Origin of the sequence: Pseudomonas sp. 09C 129, assembly GCF_002843625.1 — a bacterium.
Lineage (GTDB): Bacteria > Pseudomonadota > Gammaproteobacteria > Pseudomonadales > Pseudomonadaceae > Aquipseudomonas > Aquipseudomonas chlororaphis.
On sequence record NZ_CP025261.1, the window covers coordinates 5882824 to 5899822 of the forward strand.

The window sequence follows — 16999 nt, forward strand, 5'->3', positions numbered from 1 at the left end:
CCTTAGAGCGGGCGTTTGGTGCGCTGCAGTTTCACGTACAGCTGCTCGACTTTCTCCCGCGCCCAGGGCGTCTTGCGCAAGAAGGTCAGGCTCGACTTGATGCTCGGGTCGCTCTTGAAGCAACGGATATCGATGCGCTCGGCCAACCCCTGCCATTCGTAGTGTTCCACCAGCGCCTTGAGGATCTGTTCCAGGGTGACGCCGTGCAGCGGGTCGTTGTTCGTTGCAGTCATGCCGGGCCTTCGAGCAAGAGAAAAAGGAAGTCGCGCACCTTAGCCGAGGCTTCGAGCCCGTGGAAGGGCGAACACTCATCAACTGTAGCCGCTGCCGCAGGCTGCGATAGCGCCGAAGGCGCTCATGCACCTGAGATCGCCGCGAGCGTTCCGCTCGATCGCAGCCTGCGGCAGCGGCTACATCGGAACGAATGCCCCCTTCTCCTGAAAAAGTTCCTTTCTTTTTGCGCAGAAAGAGATGTTATATTGTATCAATACAAAACAAACCCCTGATCCAGACACCTCGCCGTGTCACGCCTGTTCTCTTTTGACTCAAAGCGCACAGCCTTGCGCTTGCCAAGGAATGACCGATGTCCCTCTCTGCCCCCCGCCCTTCTCGCTCCTTACTCTGGCGCCTGACGCCGCTGTCCGCCGCCTTGCTGTTCGCCTCCCAGGCCCACGCCCTGGAGCTGCAACCGCAGGTCATCACCGCCAACCCCCTGGGCAGCCAGCAAACGGCAGCGCCGAGCACGGTACTGGAAGGCGACGAGCTGACCCTGCAACAACAAGGCAGCCTCGGCGAAACCCTGAATAAACAGCCGGGCGTGTCTTCGTCCTACTTCGGCCCGGGCGCCAGCCGGCCGATCATTCGCGGCCTGGACGGCGATCGTATCCGCCTGCTGCGCAACGGTGTCGGCGCCCTGGATGCGTCGTCGCTGTCCTACGACCACGCCGTGCCGCTGGACCCGGTCAACGTCGAGCGCATCGAGATCGTCCGCGGCCCGGCCGCCCTGCTGTATGGCGGCAGTGCCATCGGCGGCGTGGTCAACACCTTCGACAACCGCATCCCCACCGCAGCCATCGAAGGCATCCACGGTGCCGGTGAATTGCGTTATGGCGGTGCCGACACCACCCGCAGCAGCGCGGGCAAGCTGGAAGCCGGCAACGGCACCTTCGCCTTACACCTGGACGCCAACTCGCGGCAGTTCAACGACCTGAAAATCCCCGGCTACGCCCGCAGCCGCCACGCCCCAGCGAGTGAAGACGGCAACGGCAAAAAAGGCCGCCTGGGCAACAGCGACGGCCGCCAGGACGGCGGCGCCATCGGCGGTTCCTACACCTGGGACGACGGTTACGCCGGGCTGTCCTATAGCAACTACGACTCCAACTACGGCTCGCCCGCCGAAGACGACGTGCGCATCCGCATGAAGCAGGATCACTACGCCTTCGCCTCGGAACTGCGCAACCTCGACGGCCCCTTCAGCTCGCTGAAGTTCGACGCCGGCTACACCGATTACGAGCACCGCGAAATCGAAGGCGGCGAGACCGGCACCATTTTCAAGAACAAGGGTTACGAAGCCCGGGTCGAAGCGCGCCACCAGCCCCTCGGCCCGCTCAATGGGGTGATCGGCACCCAGGTCAGCCGCAGCGAATTTTCCGCGCTCGGCGAAGAAGCCTTCGTGCCCCAGACCGATACCGACAGCGCCGCGCTGTTCATCCTCGAAGAATTGCAGGCCACCGAGCGCCTGAAACTCAGCCTCGGCGGGCGCCTGGAACACACCCGCGTCGACCCGGACAGCAAAGGCAACGAGCGCTTCAGCCAGGCCGACAGCTCCAACAGCTTCACCGCCGGCAGCCTGTCGTCCGGCGCGGTCTACACCCTGACGCCGATCTGGTCCGTGGCCGCCACCCTGGGCTACACCGAACGCGCGCCGACCTTCTACGAGCTGTATGCCAACGGCGCCCACGTGGCCACCGGCACCTATGAAGTCGGTGATGCCAACCTGTCGAAAGAAAAAGCCGTGTCCAGCGACTTGGCTCTGCGTTTCGACAACGGCACCCACAAAGGCAGCGTCGGGGTGTTCTACAGCCACTTCTCCAACTACATCGGGCTGCTCGGCAGCGGTCGTACCCTCAACGATGAAGGCGAGGAAGACGCCGGCGGCATGCCGGAATACACCTACTCCGGGGTCCGCGCGCGGTTTGCCGGGATCGAGGCCCAGGACCACTGGAAGCTCGGCGAAAGCGCCTACGGCAAGTTCGCCCTGGAACTGTCCGGCGACTACACCCGCGCCAAGAACCTGGACAACGGCGAAGCCCTGCCACGCATCGCGCCGCTGCGCCTGAACAGCGGCCTGCTGTGGGAACTGGATCGCTGGCAGGCGCGCATCGATGTCGAACACGCCGCCAGCCAGCGTCGCGTGCCGGACAACGAAAGCGGCACCGACGGCTACACCACCCTGGGCGCCAGCGCCGGTTACCACTTCGACATCGGCAGCAGCCAGTGGCTGGCCTTCGTCAAGGGCGAGAACCTGACCAACCAGACCGTGCGCTACGCCAGCTCGATCCTGCGCGACATCGCCCCGGCCCAGGGGCGCAGCATCGAGGTCGGCTTGCGCACCACCTTCTGAGGCTCTGACCCGCGACGGCCTGCAACGGGCCGTCGCGCCACGGCTTTCCTGGCGCCTGGCGCGTCGGCAGGGCCTGTGCTCCAGGCGGCGAGACAGTACTGTTACCGAATCCGAAATGATTCATGTCAACAAAAGCCCTTTCTCTCGCCTGGCCCCTGATTTATTCTTCGCGCCGCTCAGGCTGAAACCTTTAATCCTGCCCTTTGAATCAGCTGTATTAACGTGCTCGCACTGCCGCGAACCGAGCCACGTCGAGCCTTTGCTTGCCTGCCCATTTCCTTGAATAAGACCAAGACTTCACCTATGCCAGACGTTCAAACCTTTAAAGACAGCGCTGTCTCTCGCCCTGCCGCCCTGCACCAAACCATGACCCTGCTCGGCGCCCTCGGCCTGGCCACCTGCGCCCAGGCCGCGCCGGCCTTCGACAGCGAGTCCCCGTGGATGCTCGGCGACTGGAATGGCAACCGCACCGAGCTGGCGAAAAAAGGCTATGACTTCAAGATCGACTTCGTCGGCGAAATGGGCGCCAACCTGCATGGCGGTTACGACCATGACCGCACCGCGCGCTTCAGCGACCAGTTCGCCTTCGGCAGCCACCTGGACCTGGGCAAGATCCTCGGCTGGAACGATGCCGAGTTCCAACTGACCATCACCAAGCGCGACGGCGACAACATCAGCAACGACCGCATCAACGACCCGCGGGTCGGTGGCTTCACCTCGGCCCAGGAAGTCTGGGGCCGCGGCCAGACCTGGCGCCTGACGCAGATGTGGTACCAGCAGAAATTCTTCGACCAGAAACTCGATATCAAGGTCGGCCGGTTCGGCCAGGGCGAAGACTTCAACAGCTTCCCCTGCGACTTCCAGAACCTGGCGTTCTGCGGCTCCCAGGTCGGCAACTGGGCCGGTAGCGTCTGGTACAACTGGCCGGTCAGCCAGTGGGCGCTGCGGGTCAAATATCACCTGACCCCTGAGCTCTACGCGCAGATCGGCGCCTATGAGCAGAACCCGTCCAACCTCGAGCGCGGCAACGGCTTCAAGCTCAGCGGCAGCGGCACCCAGGGCACCCTGCTGCCGGTGGAGCTGGTGTGGACGCCGAAGCCGGGCGGCCTGCCGGGTGAATACCGCGCCGGTTACTACTACAGCAGCGCCAAGGCCAGCGACGTGTACAAGGACAGCAACAGCCAGCCGGCGGCCTTGAGCGGCGAGGCCTATCGCAGCAGTTCGAGCAAGCATGGCCTGTGGCTGGGCGCGCAACAGCAGATCACTAGCCTGGCCAGCGACCACTCGCGCGGCTTGAGCCTGTTCGCCAACGCGACGATGCACGACAAGAAGACCAACGCCATCGACAACTACGTCCAGGCCGGCCTGGTCTACAAAGGCCTGTTCGATGCACGCGCCAAGGACGACATCGGCTTCGCCATGGCCCGGGTCCACGTCAACCCGGCCTACCGCAAGAACGCCGAAGCGAGCAACCAGGCCAACCTCATCCAGGACTACGACAACCCGGCCTACCTGCCGCCCCAGGACACCGAATACAGCGCCGAGCTGTACTACGGCGTGCATGTCACTAATTGGCTGACCGTGCGCCCGAACCTGCAATACATCCGCCACCCGGGTGGCGTGGACAAGGTCGACGACGCGCTGATCGGCGGGATCAAGATCCAGAGCTCGTTCTGAGGCGCACCGGCAACGCGCCCAATCTGAATAAAACTGTTTTTCCCAAACACTGCTGAACCATGCCCGCGCCTGATCGTCATCTACAGTGAACAAGCGCGGGACTACCTTAAACGTCACGGAGAACCACACTATGAGCACTGATGGTGCTTCAAGTCCGAGCCGCCTGCTGCCGAGCCTGCTCGGTATCTTGCTGCTGCTAATGGGCCTGGCCATGCTGGCCGGGGGGATCAAGCTGAGCATGCTCGGCGGCTCGCTGTACTACCTGTTGGCCGGTATCGGCCTGATCGTCAGCGGCATCCTGCTGCTGGCCGGTCGTAGTGCCGCGCTGCTCGTCTACGGGGTGGTGCTGTTCTTAAGCTCCGTCTGGGCGCTGTGGGAAGTCGGCCTGGACTGGTGGCAACTGGTGCCACGCCTGTCGCTGTTCTTTGCCCTGGGTGTGGTTCTGCTGCTGCCGTGGTTCCGTCGTCCGCTGCTGCGCAACGGCCCGGCACCTGTGAGCACCGCGGTACTGGGCGTGGCCGTGGTCCTGGCCGGTGGTGCCGCGATCAACAGCCAGTTCACCCATCCGGGCGAGATCTCGGGCGAACTGGGCCGTGCAAGCGCCGACACCACCAGCGCCGCGCCGACCATGCCCGAAGGCGACTGGCAGGCATATGGCCGCACCGAGTTCGGCGACCGCTACTCGCCGCTGACCCAGATCACTCCGGCCAACATCGGCAAACTGCAGGAAGCCTGGCGCATCCGCACCGGCGACATGCCGACCGCCAAGGACCCGGTGGAAATCACCAACCAGAACACCCCGCTGAAGGTCAACGGCATGCTCTATGCCTGCACCGCCCACAGCCAGGTGCTGGCGCTGGACCCGGACACCGGCAAGGAAATCTGGCGTTTCGACCCGAAAATCCAGGGCCCGAACGGCGATGACTTCCGTGGCTGGGCACACATGACCTGCCGCGGCGTGTCGTACTACGACGAAGCCAGCTTCAACAAAAGCGACGCCATCAGTACCCCGGCCAGCCTCTCGGCCGCCGGCCAGGCGATCGCCGCCAGCTGCCCGCGTCGCCTGTTCCTGCCGACCGCCGACGCGCGCCTGATCGCGATCAACGCCGACACCGGCAAGGTCTGCGAAGACTTCGGCAACAAAGGCGCCGTGGACCTGAAGGCCGGTATCGGCCCGTTCACCCCGGGCGGCTACTACTCGACGTCGCCAGCCGCCATCACCCGTAACCTGGTGATCATCGGCGGCCACGTGACCGACAACGAGTCGACCAACGAACCGTCCGGCGTGATCCGCGCCTTCGACGTGCACGACGGTCACCTGGTGTGGAACTGGGACGCCGGCAACCCCGACGTCACCACGCCGCTGCCGGAAGGCCAGACCTATACCCGCAACTCGCCGAACATGTGGTCCCTGGCCAGCGTCGACGAGAAGCTGGGCCTGGTCTACCTGCCGCTGGGCAACCAGATGCCTGACCAATGGGGTGGCAACCGCACCGCGGGCGCCGAGAAGTTCAGCGCCGGCACCGTGGCCCTGGACATCGACACCGGCAAGCTGCGCTGGAACTACCAGTTCACCCACCATGACCTGTGGGACATGGACGTGGGCAGCCAGCCGACCCTGGTGGACATGAAGACCGCGGACGGCATCAAGCCAGCGCTGATTCAGCCGACCAAGCAAGGCAGCCTGTATGTGCTGGACCGTCGCGACGGCACCCCGATCGTGCCGATCCAGGAAGTACCGGCGCCGGGCGGTGCGGTCGAAGGTGACCACACCGCGCCGACCCAGGCCCGTTCGGACCTGAACCTGCTGCCGCCGCCGCTGGAAGAAAAAGGCATGTGGGGCGCCACGCCGTTCGACCAGATGCTGTGCCGCATCCAGTTCAAGGAACTGCGCTACGAAGGCCAGTACACCCCGCCGTCGATCCAGGGCAGCCTGGTCTACCCGGGTAACGTCGGTGTGTTCAACTGGGGCAGCGTGTCGATCGACCCGGTCCGTCACCTGCTGTTCACCAGCCCGAACTACATGGCCTTCGTTTCCAAGCTGGTGCCGCGCGCCGAAGTCGCCGCCGGCAGCAAGCGCGAAAGCGAAACCTCCGGTGTGCAACCCAACACCGGCGCGCCTTACGCGGTGATCATGCATCCGTTCATGTCGCCGTTCGGCGTACCTTGCCAGGCACCGGCCTGGGGCTACGTGGCCGGTATCGACCTGACCACCAACAAAGTGGTGTGGAAGCACAAGAACGGCACCAGCCGCGACAGCTCGCCGGTACCGATCGGCCTGCCCATCGGCGTGCCGAGCATGGGCGGCTCGATGGTCACCGCCGGTGGCGTGGGCTTCCTTAGCGGCACCCTGGACCAGTACATCCGCGGTTATGACGTGAACAACGGCAAGGAACTGTGGAAATCCCGCCTGCCAGCGGGCGGCCAGGCCACGCCGATGAGCTACACCGGCAAGGATGGCAAGCAGTACGTGCTGGTGGTCGTGGGTGGCCACGGCTCGCTGGGCACCAAGATGGGCGACTACATCATCGCCTACAAACTGTCGGAATAAGCGTTACCGGCGGTGAATGAAAAGGCGGCTACCTGCGGGTAGCCGCCTTTTTTTGTGGGTGGCGTTTGGAGGGAGTTTCTTCGGCCTTTCATTTTTGTATTGCCCGGCCTGACGTCATCGCGAGCAAGCTCGCTCCTACAAGGACGGTGCAATACCTGTAGGAGCGAGCTTGCTCGCGATAGGGCCCGCCCAACCACCACCAGCCTCCCGGGCGATAACGATTCATGTAGCCGCTGCCGAGCCCGCGAGGCTGCGATCGGCCGCAAAGCGGACGCTAAACCAGACAACGCGGTGTATCAGGCTGATGGGGGACACCGCCCTTGCGTCTGCTACGCAGACGATCGCAGCCTCGCGGGCTCGGCAGCGGCTACAGGGCCAATGTTGAGCCGAGATCGGTGTGGCAGTGGTTATAGCGAAAATTCCTACAACACGCGTCGACTCCCATCACCTTGTCCCGCCGGGCCCCGGACTCTATGGTTTGCCTGTCACTGCAAACTCAGTGACAGGGTGTGGAAGCCCTTATATCGTTAGGCGCGCAAAGCAACGTGAGTCAGGCGTTTTTTCGCCTGCACTTTATGGCGGCTGTGCGTGGGGCACTCTCGAGTGCGCCGGGTGCCTAACGTCCCGGTCTTCCACACCTGCGTACAGCCGCCACCTGATTACGTGGAAGTGATTTCTGGCGACTCCGACTCATACGTTAGGAACAGACCAATGAAAAAACTCACTCCCGATCCACCCGCGCTCATCGACGACACCTCACCCCGCCGCTACATGGCCCTGACCAGCAACGACTGCACCATCCCCGCCTTGCTGATCGACACCGAGGCGCCATTGGATGTGCTGCACGAAGCCGCCGCCCACCGCATCCGCGCCGCGGCCCAGTTGCTGGAAAACCTCGCCAGCGACGCCAACCTGCACGGCAATCCGGCGCTGCTCCAGGATTTCGCCCAGCTCTGCGTCATCCCCCTGCGCGACGGTTGCGACCTGCTGGACGTACTCGGCCGGCGCCTGCAGGAACAACTGCTGAGCTGAACCTCGATCCGGGGCCGGCGACCTTCTGCCGGCCCTGACCCCATACCCCGCCCCTCGCAATTGCAAAGGGACATTAGCCCATCTGTGCTAATCGACCCTCCCCCACCCCGACGATATAGTGCCAACCACTCACTCGCTCTTCTCAACACCGCCGCTCTGCGGTGTCGGGGTCGGCTGCGCCGTAGAAAACACAACAATGCCAAGGAAGAATCGCCATGAACCTCCACCCCACTGCTCGCCCCCTCGCCCTGCTGAGTATCCTGGCGCTCGCCCTGGGCGGTTGCGCCATTGCCAAACCCAGCAACGACGACCTCAAGAACCGCGCCCAGACCACCCTCGGCAAGCCCGTGACCACGGTCTCCAATGTGCGTAGCGACGCGTCCCAGACCTACTTCACCGCCAGCACCAGCAACGGCGAATACAATTGCGTATTGCCCAGTGGCGGCATGGTCGCCTTCGCCTCCATGGGCGGCGTCGTGGCGCTCCCCGCAGAGTGCACCAAGCAGTAAGCCGCGGCCCATCGCCGAGGGTTCATGGCGCCAGACTTCACCCCGTGAAGCAGGGCCTGCAGATCTCTGGCTGCAGCGCCCGGTGCGGCCACACAGGGCTGCTCAGCTGGAAATCCGCGACTTCAACAGCCAGGCCTCGAAGGCTGTGGCAGTCAGCGGCCGGCTGATCAGGTAGCCCTGGGCCGTGTCGCAATGCCAGCGCTCCAGCAGGCGCAGGCTGCGCTCCTGCTCCACCCCTTCGGCCACCACCTTGAGCCCCAGGTTGTGGCTCATCTCGATGGTGGAACGTACGATCACCGCGTCGCCGCTGGTTTCGTCGAGGTTGCGGATAAACGACTGGTCGATCTTCAACTCCTGCACCGGCAGCCGCTGCAATTGCGCCAGCGACGAGTAGCCGGTGCCGAAGTCGTCCACCGACAGGCTGATGCCGCAGTCGCGCAGGCTCTGCAACACCTCCAGCGCCTGCTCCGGGTGACGCATGATGGCGCTTTCGGTGATCTCGAAAATCAACTGCTCGGCGGACAACCGATAACGCTGCAGCAACACGCTCACCCGCGCCGCCAGGTCGTGGCCATGCAGGTCGTCCGCCGAGATGTTCAGCGACAACTGCAGATGCAGCCCGCGCATGTTCCATTCGGCCAGTTGCCGCATACCCTCCTCGATCACCCACAGGGTCAGGCTGTTCATGCTGCCGGTGCGCTCGGCCAGGGGGATGAACTCCGCCGGCGAGACCATACCGAACTCCGGGTGCTGCCAGCGCAGCAGGGCTTCGGCCTGGTGCACATGGCCGTGGCGCAGGTCCAGCTTGGGCTGGTACAGCAAGAACAGCTCGCCTTCCGCCGCGGCCCGGCGCAGGTCGCGGATCAGTCCGATCTGGCGCTGATGGGCCAGGTCGCGGTCCTGCTGGTAGATCTGCAGGTAACCGGGCTGGGCGGCCGCGTCGTGGCGGGCGATGGCGGCGCGGCTGATCAGCTCTTCCGCCGATTGCCCGTCGGTGGGGTAGACCGCCACGCCGATGCACACCTGGCGCTGCACTTCATCGCCACGCAGGGGCTGCGGCCTGCTCAATAACGCATGGAGCCGGTCGGCCATGGCCACCGCGCCATCGATCTCGGTATTTTCCAGCAGCAACAGAAACTCGTTGGCGGTGATGCGCGCGGCGGTGTCGCCGGTGGACACCGTCTCCGACAGCCGCCGGCTGACTTCGCGCATCATCTGCTCCACCCCTTCCGGGCCCAGGCCTTCGTTGATCGCCCGATAGTCCTCGATGCCCAGGTACAGCAGCACCACCTTGCGCCCGGCGCTGATGGCGTTGCTCAGGCGCTCCATGGCCAGCGCCCGGTTGGGCAGGCCGGTCAGGGGGTCGTGCAGGGCGTTGTGGGCCAGTTGCAGCTCGCGGCTGGCAATCCCGCTCTGCATGGCGTTGATCGCCTCGGCCAGCAAGCCGAACTCGTCGGTGCGCTTGAGCACCACCGGCACCTGGTAGTTGCCGGCGCCGATGCGTTGGGCGGCATCGGCCAGCACATTCAACGGCCGCGACACCCGCCGTGCCATGAACAGGGCGCCGGCCAGCGACACCACCAGCGCCACCAGGGCAATTACCAGGAACTCGCGGTCCAGCGGCGCGAAGGCCTGCAAGGCGTGATCCAGCGGGCTTTGCAGCAACGCCAGAACCTTGGGGTCGTCGGGATCGTCGGTATTGGCCAGTTGCAGGGCCTGATTGAGGAAGCGCTTGCCGTGGGCATCGCTCAACTGTGGTCGCGCGCGCCAGGACGCATTGCGCAGGGTGGTGATGATGGTCGCCCAGAAAATGTCCGGCTGAGTGCTGAACAGCTCCCCCGCGCGCCCGTCCTGCAGGGTGAGGAATGACACCTCCAGGTTGCTCATGGAGCGCAACTCGCTGGCGAACAGGTCGTCCATGCGAAACGCCATGACCACCCGATTCATGTGCATCGGCGTCAGTACCTGCCCCTGGACCAGCAGATAAGGCTGGCCCTTGAGCGCGACGATCAACATGCTTTTGCTCTGCCGCAGGGCCGTGCGCAATGCTCGGTCATAGGGGAAATGCTCACGCTCGGCGATCGCCCCCAGGGTGCTGGCGATCACCGTGCCTTCGGCGCCGAGCACGAACAGCTCGCTGCCGCGGGTGCCAGTGCCATGCTGACGCAGCGCCTCCAGAATCGCCCGCGAGTCGCCGCTGATCACCGCTTCACGGAACTGCGAGTCCACCACCAGCCAGTCCACGCCATAACGCAAGCGCCGACCGCGCAGTTCGAGCAGGCGTTCGAAGACCCGGGCGCCGGTTTGCAGCTGCACTTGCGCCTGGTTTTCCACCGCATGATTGGTCGCGGCCTTGACGGCGAAATACACCACCCCGATCACGATCAACAGCAACAACGCCAATACCCCAGTGATCCTTACCTGGAACGTATGGCGCCACTTCATGAGACGGCTCTCGTCGCCGCGACCTCACTGTTGTCGACCCTGCACCCCCACGGCGACACCCGCCGCTCCCCGCTGAAAAGTCCTTTGATCATTACGCGTCCCTCTGGGCAGCTAAAGATGCGTCAAATAAATGCCATTTTCCTGACAACATTTAATCGGTCCAGATTAGACTGCCAAGAGAAGAAGATCACGCAATAAAATCAGGGGGTTCATAAAGTCATTTTTTTGTCACCGCCAATTTACCAACGTTCTTGCGCAGAAATGACAGCCTCACAATCAGCGCTTTGGAGGCTGCACTGCGTTGCGGTGACAAGGACTGAAATAATTGATCCGGCCCGGGCACCATTGAAACCGCTCGTCACCTGCCCCATCTAACCTGGCATACCCCATTGCGCAGGTGCCCCATGAGCGACCAGCAAGAACTTCCTGAAACCATGAGTGAATACGCCGACCCGGAAAACGCCGAACTCCATACGTCCTCCGGCAAGGGCCTGGCCCTGCCCGGGCAGAATCTGCCGGACAAGGTCTACATCATCCCGATCCACAATCGGCCGTTCTTCCCCGCGCAAGTCTTGCCGGTGATCGTCAACGAAGAACCCTGGGCCGAAACCCTGGAGCTGGTGAGCAAGTCCGAACACCATTCCCTGGCGCTGTTCTTCATGGACACCCCGCCGGAAGACCCACGCCATTTCGACACCTCGGCCCTGCCGCTGTACGGCACCCTGGTCAAGGTGCACCACGCCAGCCGCGAGAACGGCAAGTTGCAGTTCGTGGCCCAGGGCCTGACCCGCGTGCGCATCCGCACCTGGCTCAAGCACCATCGCCCGCCCTATCTGGTGGAGGTCGAATACCCGCACCAGCCGAGCGAGCCGACCGACGAGGTCAAGGCCTACGGCATGGCACTGATCAACGCGATCAAGGAACTGCTGCCGCTCAACCCGCTGTACAGCGAAGAACTGAAGAACTACCTCAACCGCTTCAGCCCCAACGATCCGTCGCCTTTGACCGACTTCGCCGCCGCGCTGACCTCGGCCACCGGCAACGAACTGCAGGAAGTGCTCGACTGCGTGCCGATGCTCAAGCGCATGGAAAAAGTCCTGCCGATGCTGCGCAAGGAAGTCGAGGTCGCGCGCCTGCAGAAAGAGATTTCCGCCGAGGTCAATCGCAAGATCGGCGAACACCAGCGCGAGTTCTTCCTCAAGGAACAGCTCAAGGTCATCCAGCAGGAGCTGGGCCTGACCAAGGACGATCGCAGCGCCGACATCGAGCAGTTCGAGCAGCGCCTGGCTGGCAAGGTCCTGCCTCCTCAAGCGCAAAAGCGCATCGTGGAGGAAATGAACAAACTGTCGATCCTCGAGACCGGCTCGCCGGAGTACGCGGTCACCCGCAACTACCTGGAATGGGCCACCGCGGTGCCCTGGGGCGTGTACGGCGAGGACAAGCTCGACCTCAAGCATGCGCGCAAGGTGCTGGACCAGCACCACGCCGGGCTCGACGACATCAAGAGCCGGATTCTCGAATTCCTCGCGGTCGGCGCCTACAAGGGCGAGATCAGTGGCTCCATCGTGCTGCTGGTGGGCCCGCCCGGCGTGGGCAAGACCAGTGTCGGCAAGTCCATCGCCGAATCCCTGGGCCGGCCGTTCTACCGCTTCAGCGTCGGCGGCATGCGTGACGAGGCCGAGATCAAGGGCCACCGCCGCACCTACATCGGTGCCTTGCCGGGCAAGCTGGTGCAAGCGTTGAAAGACGTCGAGGTGATGAACCCAGTGATCATGCTCGACGAGATCGACAAGATGGGCCAGAGCTACCAGGGCGACCCGGCCTCGGCGCTGCTGGAAACCCTCGACCCGGAACAGAACGTGGAATTCCTCGACCACTATCTGGACCTGCGCCTGGACCTGTCGAAAGTGCTGTTCGTGTGCACCGCCAACACCCTGGATTCGATTCCCGGCCCGTTGCTGGACCGGATGGAAGTGATTCGCCTGTCGGGCTACATCACCGAGGAAAAGCTGGCCATCGCCAAACGCCACCTGTGGCCCAAGCAGCTGGAAAAGGCGGGTGTGTCCAAGGCCAACCTGAGTATCAGCGACGCGGCCCTGCGCGCGGTGATCGATGGTTACGCCCGCGAGGCCGGCGTGCGCCAGCTGGAGAAACAGCTGGGCAAACTGGTGCGCAAGGCCGTGGTGCGGCTGCTGGAAGAACCGGACGCGGTGATCAAGCTCGGCCCGAAAGACCTGGAAGCCTCCCTGGGCATGCCGGTGTTCCGCAACGAGCAGGTGCTCAGCGGCACCGGGGTGATCACCGGCCTGGCCTGGACCAGCATGGGCGGCGCCACACTGCCGATCGAAGCCACGCGGATTCATACCCTCAACCGTGGCTTCAAGCTCACCGGGCAGTTGGGCGATGTGATGAAGGAGTCGGCGGAAATCGCCTACAGCTACGTCACCTCGCACCTCAAGCAATTCGGTGGCGATGCCAAGTTCTTCGACGAGGCATTCGTCCACCTGCACGTGCCGGAAGGCGCCACGCCGAAGGATGGCCCGAGCGCCGGGGTGACCATGGCCAGCGCCCTGCTGTCCCTGGCACGCAACCAGCCGCCGAAAAAGGGCGTGGCCATGACCGGCGAGCTGACCCTGACCGGGCATGTCCTGCCCATCGGCGGGGTGCGTGAGAAAGTCATCGCGGCGCGCCGGCAGAAGCTCTACGAGCTGATCCTGCCGGAAGCCAACCGCGGCCACTTCGAAGAGCTGCCGGAGTACCTCAAGGAAGGCATCACCGTGCACTTTGCCAAGCGTTTCGCCGATGTGGCGAAAGTGTTGTTCTAAACGCTGTCCGTAGGAGCAGGGGGACGCCCAGTCCTTGCTCGCGATGAACGATGACGCGGTGCGTCAGGTACTACGCGCTGCCTTCATCGCGAGCAAGCTTCGCTCCTACAGCGTCTGCCTTCCCCGGCACATATTCCTCAATCTTCGGTTATGCTCGCCCTTTGTCATGACCGGAGCTTTCTGACCCATGTCACCGATTCGTCTGTTGCTGCCCCTCAGCCTCGCCCTGCTCGCCGCCTGCGCCAGCCAACCCAAGCACAACGTCACGGTCGAGAACCAGAGCGAATGCCCAGTGCAACTGAGCAACGGGCAAAACCTGATCCTGACCCTGCCGAGCAACCCGACCACGGGTTATCGCTGGGCGATCCAGGACTCGGCCGGCGGCGTGCTGCGCAAAATCAGCCCCGAGGTCTACAGCAACCCCGAAGACAGTGGCTTGGTGGGCAGCGCCGGCCAGTCCACCTGGCGTTTCCAGGCCTTCGCCGCCGGCACCGGGCGCCTGCTGCTGACCTATCAACAGCCCTGGGCCCCGGAAGTCGCGCCGGTGAAAGCCTTCGACTGCGCCATTTCGGTCAAATGACATGGGCTGGCTGATCCTGGCGCTGATGGGCGCGGTGACCTTCCTCTACGGCCTGAGCATTCACGCCACCCTGCTGTGCCTGCTGGTCAAGCCGCTGCCGGTGCTGGCCCTGCTCGGCTGGCTGCACGATGCGCCCCCCAGCGACTATCGCCGCTGGATCAGCCTCGGCCTGTTGTTCTCCCTGCTCGGCGACGTGCTGCTGGCCTGGCCCGCCGACCTGTTCGTGTTCGGCCTCGGCGCCTTCCTGGTCGCGCACCTGGCCTATCTCAAGGCCTATACCAGCGATTGCCGGCGCCTGGCGCCCTTGCCCCTGCTGCTGGCCCTGGTCGTCGGCGCGGCGTTGCTGGGCATCCTGATCAGCCATGGCCTCGGCCCGTTGCTGGTGCCGGTGATCGTCTATGGCCTGGCCATCAGCGCCATGCTCTGGCGCGCCCTGGCTCGCCTGGGCAGCGACGTGCCCAAGCGCTCGGCGCAACTGGCCGCCGCCGGCGCCGTGGCCTTTGTGTTCTCCGACAGCGTGATCGGCATCAGCCGTTTTGTGGTGGCCTTCGATGCCGCGCCCTACCTGATCATCCTCAGTTACTGGCTGGGGCAATGGGGGATCGCGGCGTCGGCCTTCCGCCAGAAGCCCCGCTGAGCCTGTAGCCGCTGCCGAGCCCGCGAGGCTGCGATCGGTCTGGGCGGCATTCCGACAAAGCGGCCGTAAAACCGGCCACCGTGGTCCTTCAGATAAACTCCAGGCGCAGGCTTGGCGAGGACTACGTCCTCGTGCGCAGCCTCGCGAGCTCGGCAGCGGCTACAGGGCCAGAGGCGGGGAATCCAGCGGGCGGCGCCTTGTGTCGCCCTTGCGGCCCTGAAGGCCCTTCGGGCCTTATCGCAGCCTGCGGCAGCGGCTACAATGCCGCCCCTCTTTCTATCTCCACCGCTGGAACCGCCGTGAGCAAAGAACCCGACCGCCTTTTCGCCCAGCCCCTGGCCCAGGTGCCCGACTTCGCCTTCAACGAGGACGTGGTGCGGGTGTTCCCGGACATGATCAAGCGCTCGGTGCCGGGTTACCCGACCATTGTCGAGAACCTCGGCGTGCTCGCCGCCCAGTTCGCCCAGCCCAATAGCGAGCTCTACGACCTGGGTTCGTCCCTCGGCGCCGTGACCCAGGCCCTGCGTCGCCATGTGCGCACCGACGGCTGCCGGGTGATCGCCATAGACAATTCAGCGGCCATGGTCGAGCGCTGCCGCGAGTACCTCAACGGCCAGGACTCGATGTTCCAGGAGCTGTTGCCGGTCGAAGTGATCGAAGGCGACATCCTCGCCCTGGAGTTCCAGCCGGCCTCGGTGGTGGCGCTGAACTTCACCCTGCAATTCATCGCCCCCGAACAGCGCCTGGCCCTGCTCGGGCGCATTCGCCAGGCGCTGCTGCCCGGCGGCGCGCTGATTCTCTCGGAGAAACTGCGCTTCAACGACCCCGAGGAGCATGCGCTGCTCACCGACCTGCACATCGCCTTCAAGCGCGCCAACGGCTACAGCGAACTGGAAATCGCCCAGAAGCGCAGCGCCATCGAAAACGTCATGAAGCCCGACAGCCTCGAAGAACACCGCGAACGCCTGCTGGCGGCCGGGTTCTCGAAAGTCGTGCCGTGGTTCCAGTGTCTTAACTTTGCCTCGTTGATTGCCTTGCCATGATCGATCTGTCCCCCCTCGCCCGCCGTCTGGCCGATACGCCGCTGGCCGACTGGGCCAACACCCTGCAAGCGCAACTCGACACCAAGATGGAAAAGGGCCACGGCGACCTGGAGCGCTGGCAGAGCGCGCTGGACGCGCTGCCGAAGATCCAGCCGAGCACGGTCGACCTGCTCAACGGCCTGACCCTGGATACCGATTGCGACGACGCCACCCGCGCCCAGATGCGCAGCGCGCTGATGGGCCTGTCGCCCTGGCGCAAGGGCCCGTTCGACCTGTTCGGCGTGCATGTGGACACCGAATGGCGCTCGGACTGGAAATGGTCGCGGGTCGCGAAGCACCTGGACCTGCAAGGCAAACGCATCCTCGATGTCGGCTGCGGCAACGGCTACTACATGTGGCGCATGCTCGGCGCCGGTGCCCACAGCGTGATCGGCGTCGATCCGAACTGGCTGTTCTTCTGCCAGTTCCAGGCGGTGCAGCGTTACCTGTCGGAGCCCGCGGTGTGGCACCTGCCGTTCCCGTTCGAGGACCTGCCGCCCAACCTGGAAGGCTTCGACACGGTGTTTTCCATGGGCGTGTTCTACCACCGCCGCTCGCCGATCGAGCATTTGCTGGCGCTCAAGGACTGCCTGGTCAAGGGCGGCGAACTGGTGCTGGAAACCCTGGTGGTGGAAGGCGACCGGCATCAGGTGCTGGTGCCGGAAGACCGCTACGCGCAGATGCGTAACGTGTGGTTCCTGCCGTCGGTGCCGGCCCTGGAACTGTGGCTGCGCCGTGCCGGCTTCAGCGATGTGCGTTGCGTGGATGTGAGCGTGACCAGCATCGAGGAGCAGCGCGGCACCGAGTGGATGAAGTACCAGTCGCTGAGCGATTTCCTCGACCCGAACGACCACAGCAAGACCATCGAAGGCCTGCCGGCGCCGATGCGCGCGGTGATTGTCGCCAGGAAATAAATGCCCCGCGCCGTGTAGGAGCGAGGCTTGCCCGCGATAGCGATTTCAAGCGTCACGCCAGGTTCGAGGTATGCATGGCCCGGGCTGGCGTCATCGCGAGCAAGCTTCGCTCCTACAGAGGCAG

12 protein-coding genes are annotated in these 16999 nt (G+C 64.3%); 10 read left to right on the forward strand and 2 right to left on the reverse strand.

Translation table 11 applies throughout. From position 1 onward, the window contains the following. Window positions 1-2: 2 nt before the first annotated feature. Window positions 3-233 (reverse strand): VF530 family DNA-binding protein, encoded by a 231-nt coding sequence (locus tag CXQ81_RS26295; RefSeq protein ID WP_007923118.1) that lies wholly within the window; start codon window positions 231-233, stop codon window positions 3-5. A 350-nt stretch (window positions 234-583) separates the two neighbouring features. Between CXQ81_RS26295 and CXQ81_RS26300 the strand changes: the two genes are divergently transcribed. From CXQ81_RS26300 to CXQ81_RS26320, 5 genes are all read left to right on the forward strand, one after another. After that, window positions 584-2623: a TonB-dependent receptor gene (locus CXQ81_RS26300; protein ID WP_101338971.1), complete on the forward strand. Its 2040-nt coding sequence runs from the start codon at window positions 584-586 to the stop codon at window positions 2621-2623. Between the two features lie 303 nt (window positions 2624-2926). Continuing rightward, a complete protein-coding gene (locus CXQ81_RS26305) occupies window positions 2927-4300 on the forward strand; it encodes a carbohydrate porin (protein WP_101338972.1) in 1374 nt (457 codons plus the stop codon). Between the two features lie 130 nt (window positions 4301-4430). Beyond that, a complete protein-coding gene (locus tag CXQ81_RS26310; RefSeq protein WP_101338973.1) occupies window positions 4431-6851 on the forward strand; it encodes a glucose/quinate/shikimate family membrane-bound PQQ-dependent dehydrogenase in 2421 nt (806 codons plus the stop codon). Between the two features lie 711 nt (window positions 6852-7562). After that, window positions 7563-7883 carry a hypothetical protein gene (locus CXQ81_RS26315; protein ID WP_062824756.1) on the forward strand — a complete coding sequence of 107 codons (321 nt, stop codon included), beginning with the start codon at window positions 7563-7565 and terminating at the stop codon, window positions 7881-7883. Window positions 7884-8098: 215 nt separating this feature from the next. Then, the gene (locus tag CXQ81_RS26320) at window positions 8099-8392 is read left to right on the forward strand and encodes a hypothetical protein (protein ID WP_038576166.1); all 294 of its coding nucleotides are present in this window, start codon (window positions 8099-8101) and stop codon (window positions 8390-8392) included. Window positions 8393-8494: 102 nt separating this feature from the next. Here CXQ81_RS26320 and CXQ81_RS26325 read toward each other — a convergent pair whose 3' ends face one another. Then, a complete protein-coding gene (locus CXQ81_RS26325; protein ID WP_101338974.1) occupies window positions 8495-10837 on the reverse strand; it encodes a bifunctional diguanylate cyclase/phosphodiesterase in 2343 nt (780 codons plus the stop codon). Between the two features lie 404 nt (window positions 10838-11241). Between CXQ81_RS26325 and lon the strand changes: the two genes are divergently transcribed. The 5 genes from lon (at window position 11242) to cmoB (ending at window position 16875) form a co-directional block, all read left to right on the forward strand. After that, complete coding sequence (lon, locus tag CXQ81_RS26330) at window positions 11242-13662, forward strand: endopeptidase La (protein WP_053262488.1); 2421 nt, start codon at window positions 11242-11244, stop codon at window positions 13660-13662. Between the two features lie 187 nt (window positions 13663-13849). After that, a complete protein-coding gene (locus tag CXQ81_RS26335) occupies window positions 13850-14242 on the forward strand; it encodes a protease inhibitor I42 family protein (RefSeq protein WP_007930776.1) in 393 nt (130 codons plus the stop codon). A gap of 1 nt (window position 14243) precedes the next feature. Further along, entirely contained in the window at window positions 14244-14879 is a 636-nt protein-coding gene (locus CXQ81_RS26340) for a lysoplasmalogenase (RefSeq protein ID WP_101338975.1), read from the forward strand. Window positions 14880-15178: 299 nt separating this feature from the next. After that, a complete protein-coding gene (cmoA, locus tag CXQ81_RS26345; RefSeq protein ID WP_101338976.1) occupies window positions 15179-15922 on the forward strand; it encodes a carboxy-S-adenosyl-L-methionine synthase CmoA in 744 nt (247 codons plus the stop codon). Next, window positions 15919-16875 carry a tRNA 5-methoxyuridine(34)/uridine 5-oxyacetic acid(34) synthase CmoB gene (cmoB, locus tag CXQ81_RS26350; protein WP_101338977.1) on the forward strand — a complete coding sequence of 319 codons (957 nt, stop codon included), beginning with the start codon at window positions 15919-15921 and terminating at the stop codon, window positions 16873-16875. Before cmoA ends, cmoB begins: the two co-directional genes overlap by 4 nt. Window positions 16876-16999 lie beyond the last annotated feature (124 nt).

What these genes read in the sequence shown, in the direction of transcription:
- CXQ81_RS26310 (WP_101338973.1), top strand. Translation starts at nt 4,431, where the DNA reads ATGAGCACTGATGGTGCTTCAAGTCCGAGCCGCCTGCTGCCGAGCCTG.
- CXQ81_RS26295 (WP_007923118.1), bottom strand. Translation starts at nt 233, where the DNA reads ATGACTGCAACGAACAACGACCCGCTGCACGGCGTCACCCTGGAACAG.
- CXQ81_RS26325 (WP_101338974.1), bottom strand. Translation starts at nt 10,837, where the DNA reads ATGAAGTGGCGCCATACGTTCCAGGTAAGGATCACTGGGGTATTGGCG.
- CXQ81_RS26335 (WP_007930776.1), top strand. Translation starts at nt 13,850, where the DNA reads ATGTCACCGATTCGTCTGTTGCTGCCCCTCAGCCTCGCCCTGCTCGCC.
- CXQ81_RS26315 (WP_062824756.1), top strand. Translation starts at nt 7,563, where the DNA reads ATGAAAAAACTCACTCCCGATCCACCCGCGCTCATCGACGACACCTCA.
- CXQ81_RS26340 (WP_101338975.1), top strand. Translation starts at nt 14,244, where the DNA reads ATGGGCTGGCTGATCCTGGCGCTGATGGGCGCGGTGACCTTCCTCTAC.
- CXQ81_RS26300 (WP_101338971.1), top strand. Translation starts at nt 584, where the DNA reads ATGTCCCTCTCTGCCCCCCGCCCTTCTCGCTCCTTACTCTGGCGCCTG.
- CXQ81_RS26320 (WP_038576166.1), top strand. Translation starts at nt 8,099, where the DNA reads ATGAACCTCCACCCCACTGCTCGCCCCCTCGCCCTGCTGAGTATCCTG.
- CXQ81_RS26305 (WP_101338972.1), top strand. Translation starts at nt 2,927, where the DNA reads ATGCCAGACGTTCAAACCTTTAAAGACAGCGCTGTCTCTCGCCCTGCC.
- lon (WP_053262488.1), top strand. Translation starts at nt 11,242, where the DNA reads ATGAGCGACCAGCAAGAACTTCCTGAAACCATGAGTGAATACGCCGAC.
- cmoB (WP_101338977.1), top strand. Translation starts at nt 15,919, where the DNA reads ATGATCGATCTGTCCCCCCTCGCCCGCCGTCTGGCCGATACGCCGCTG.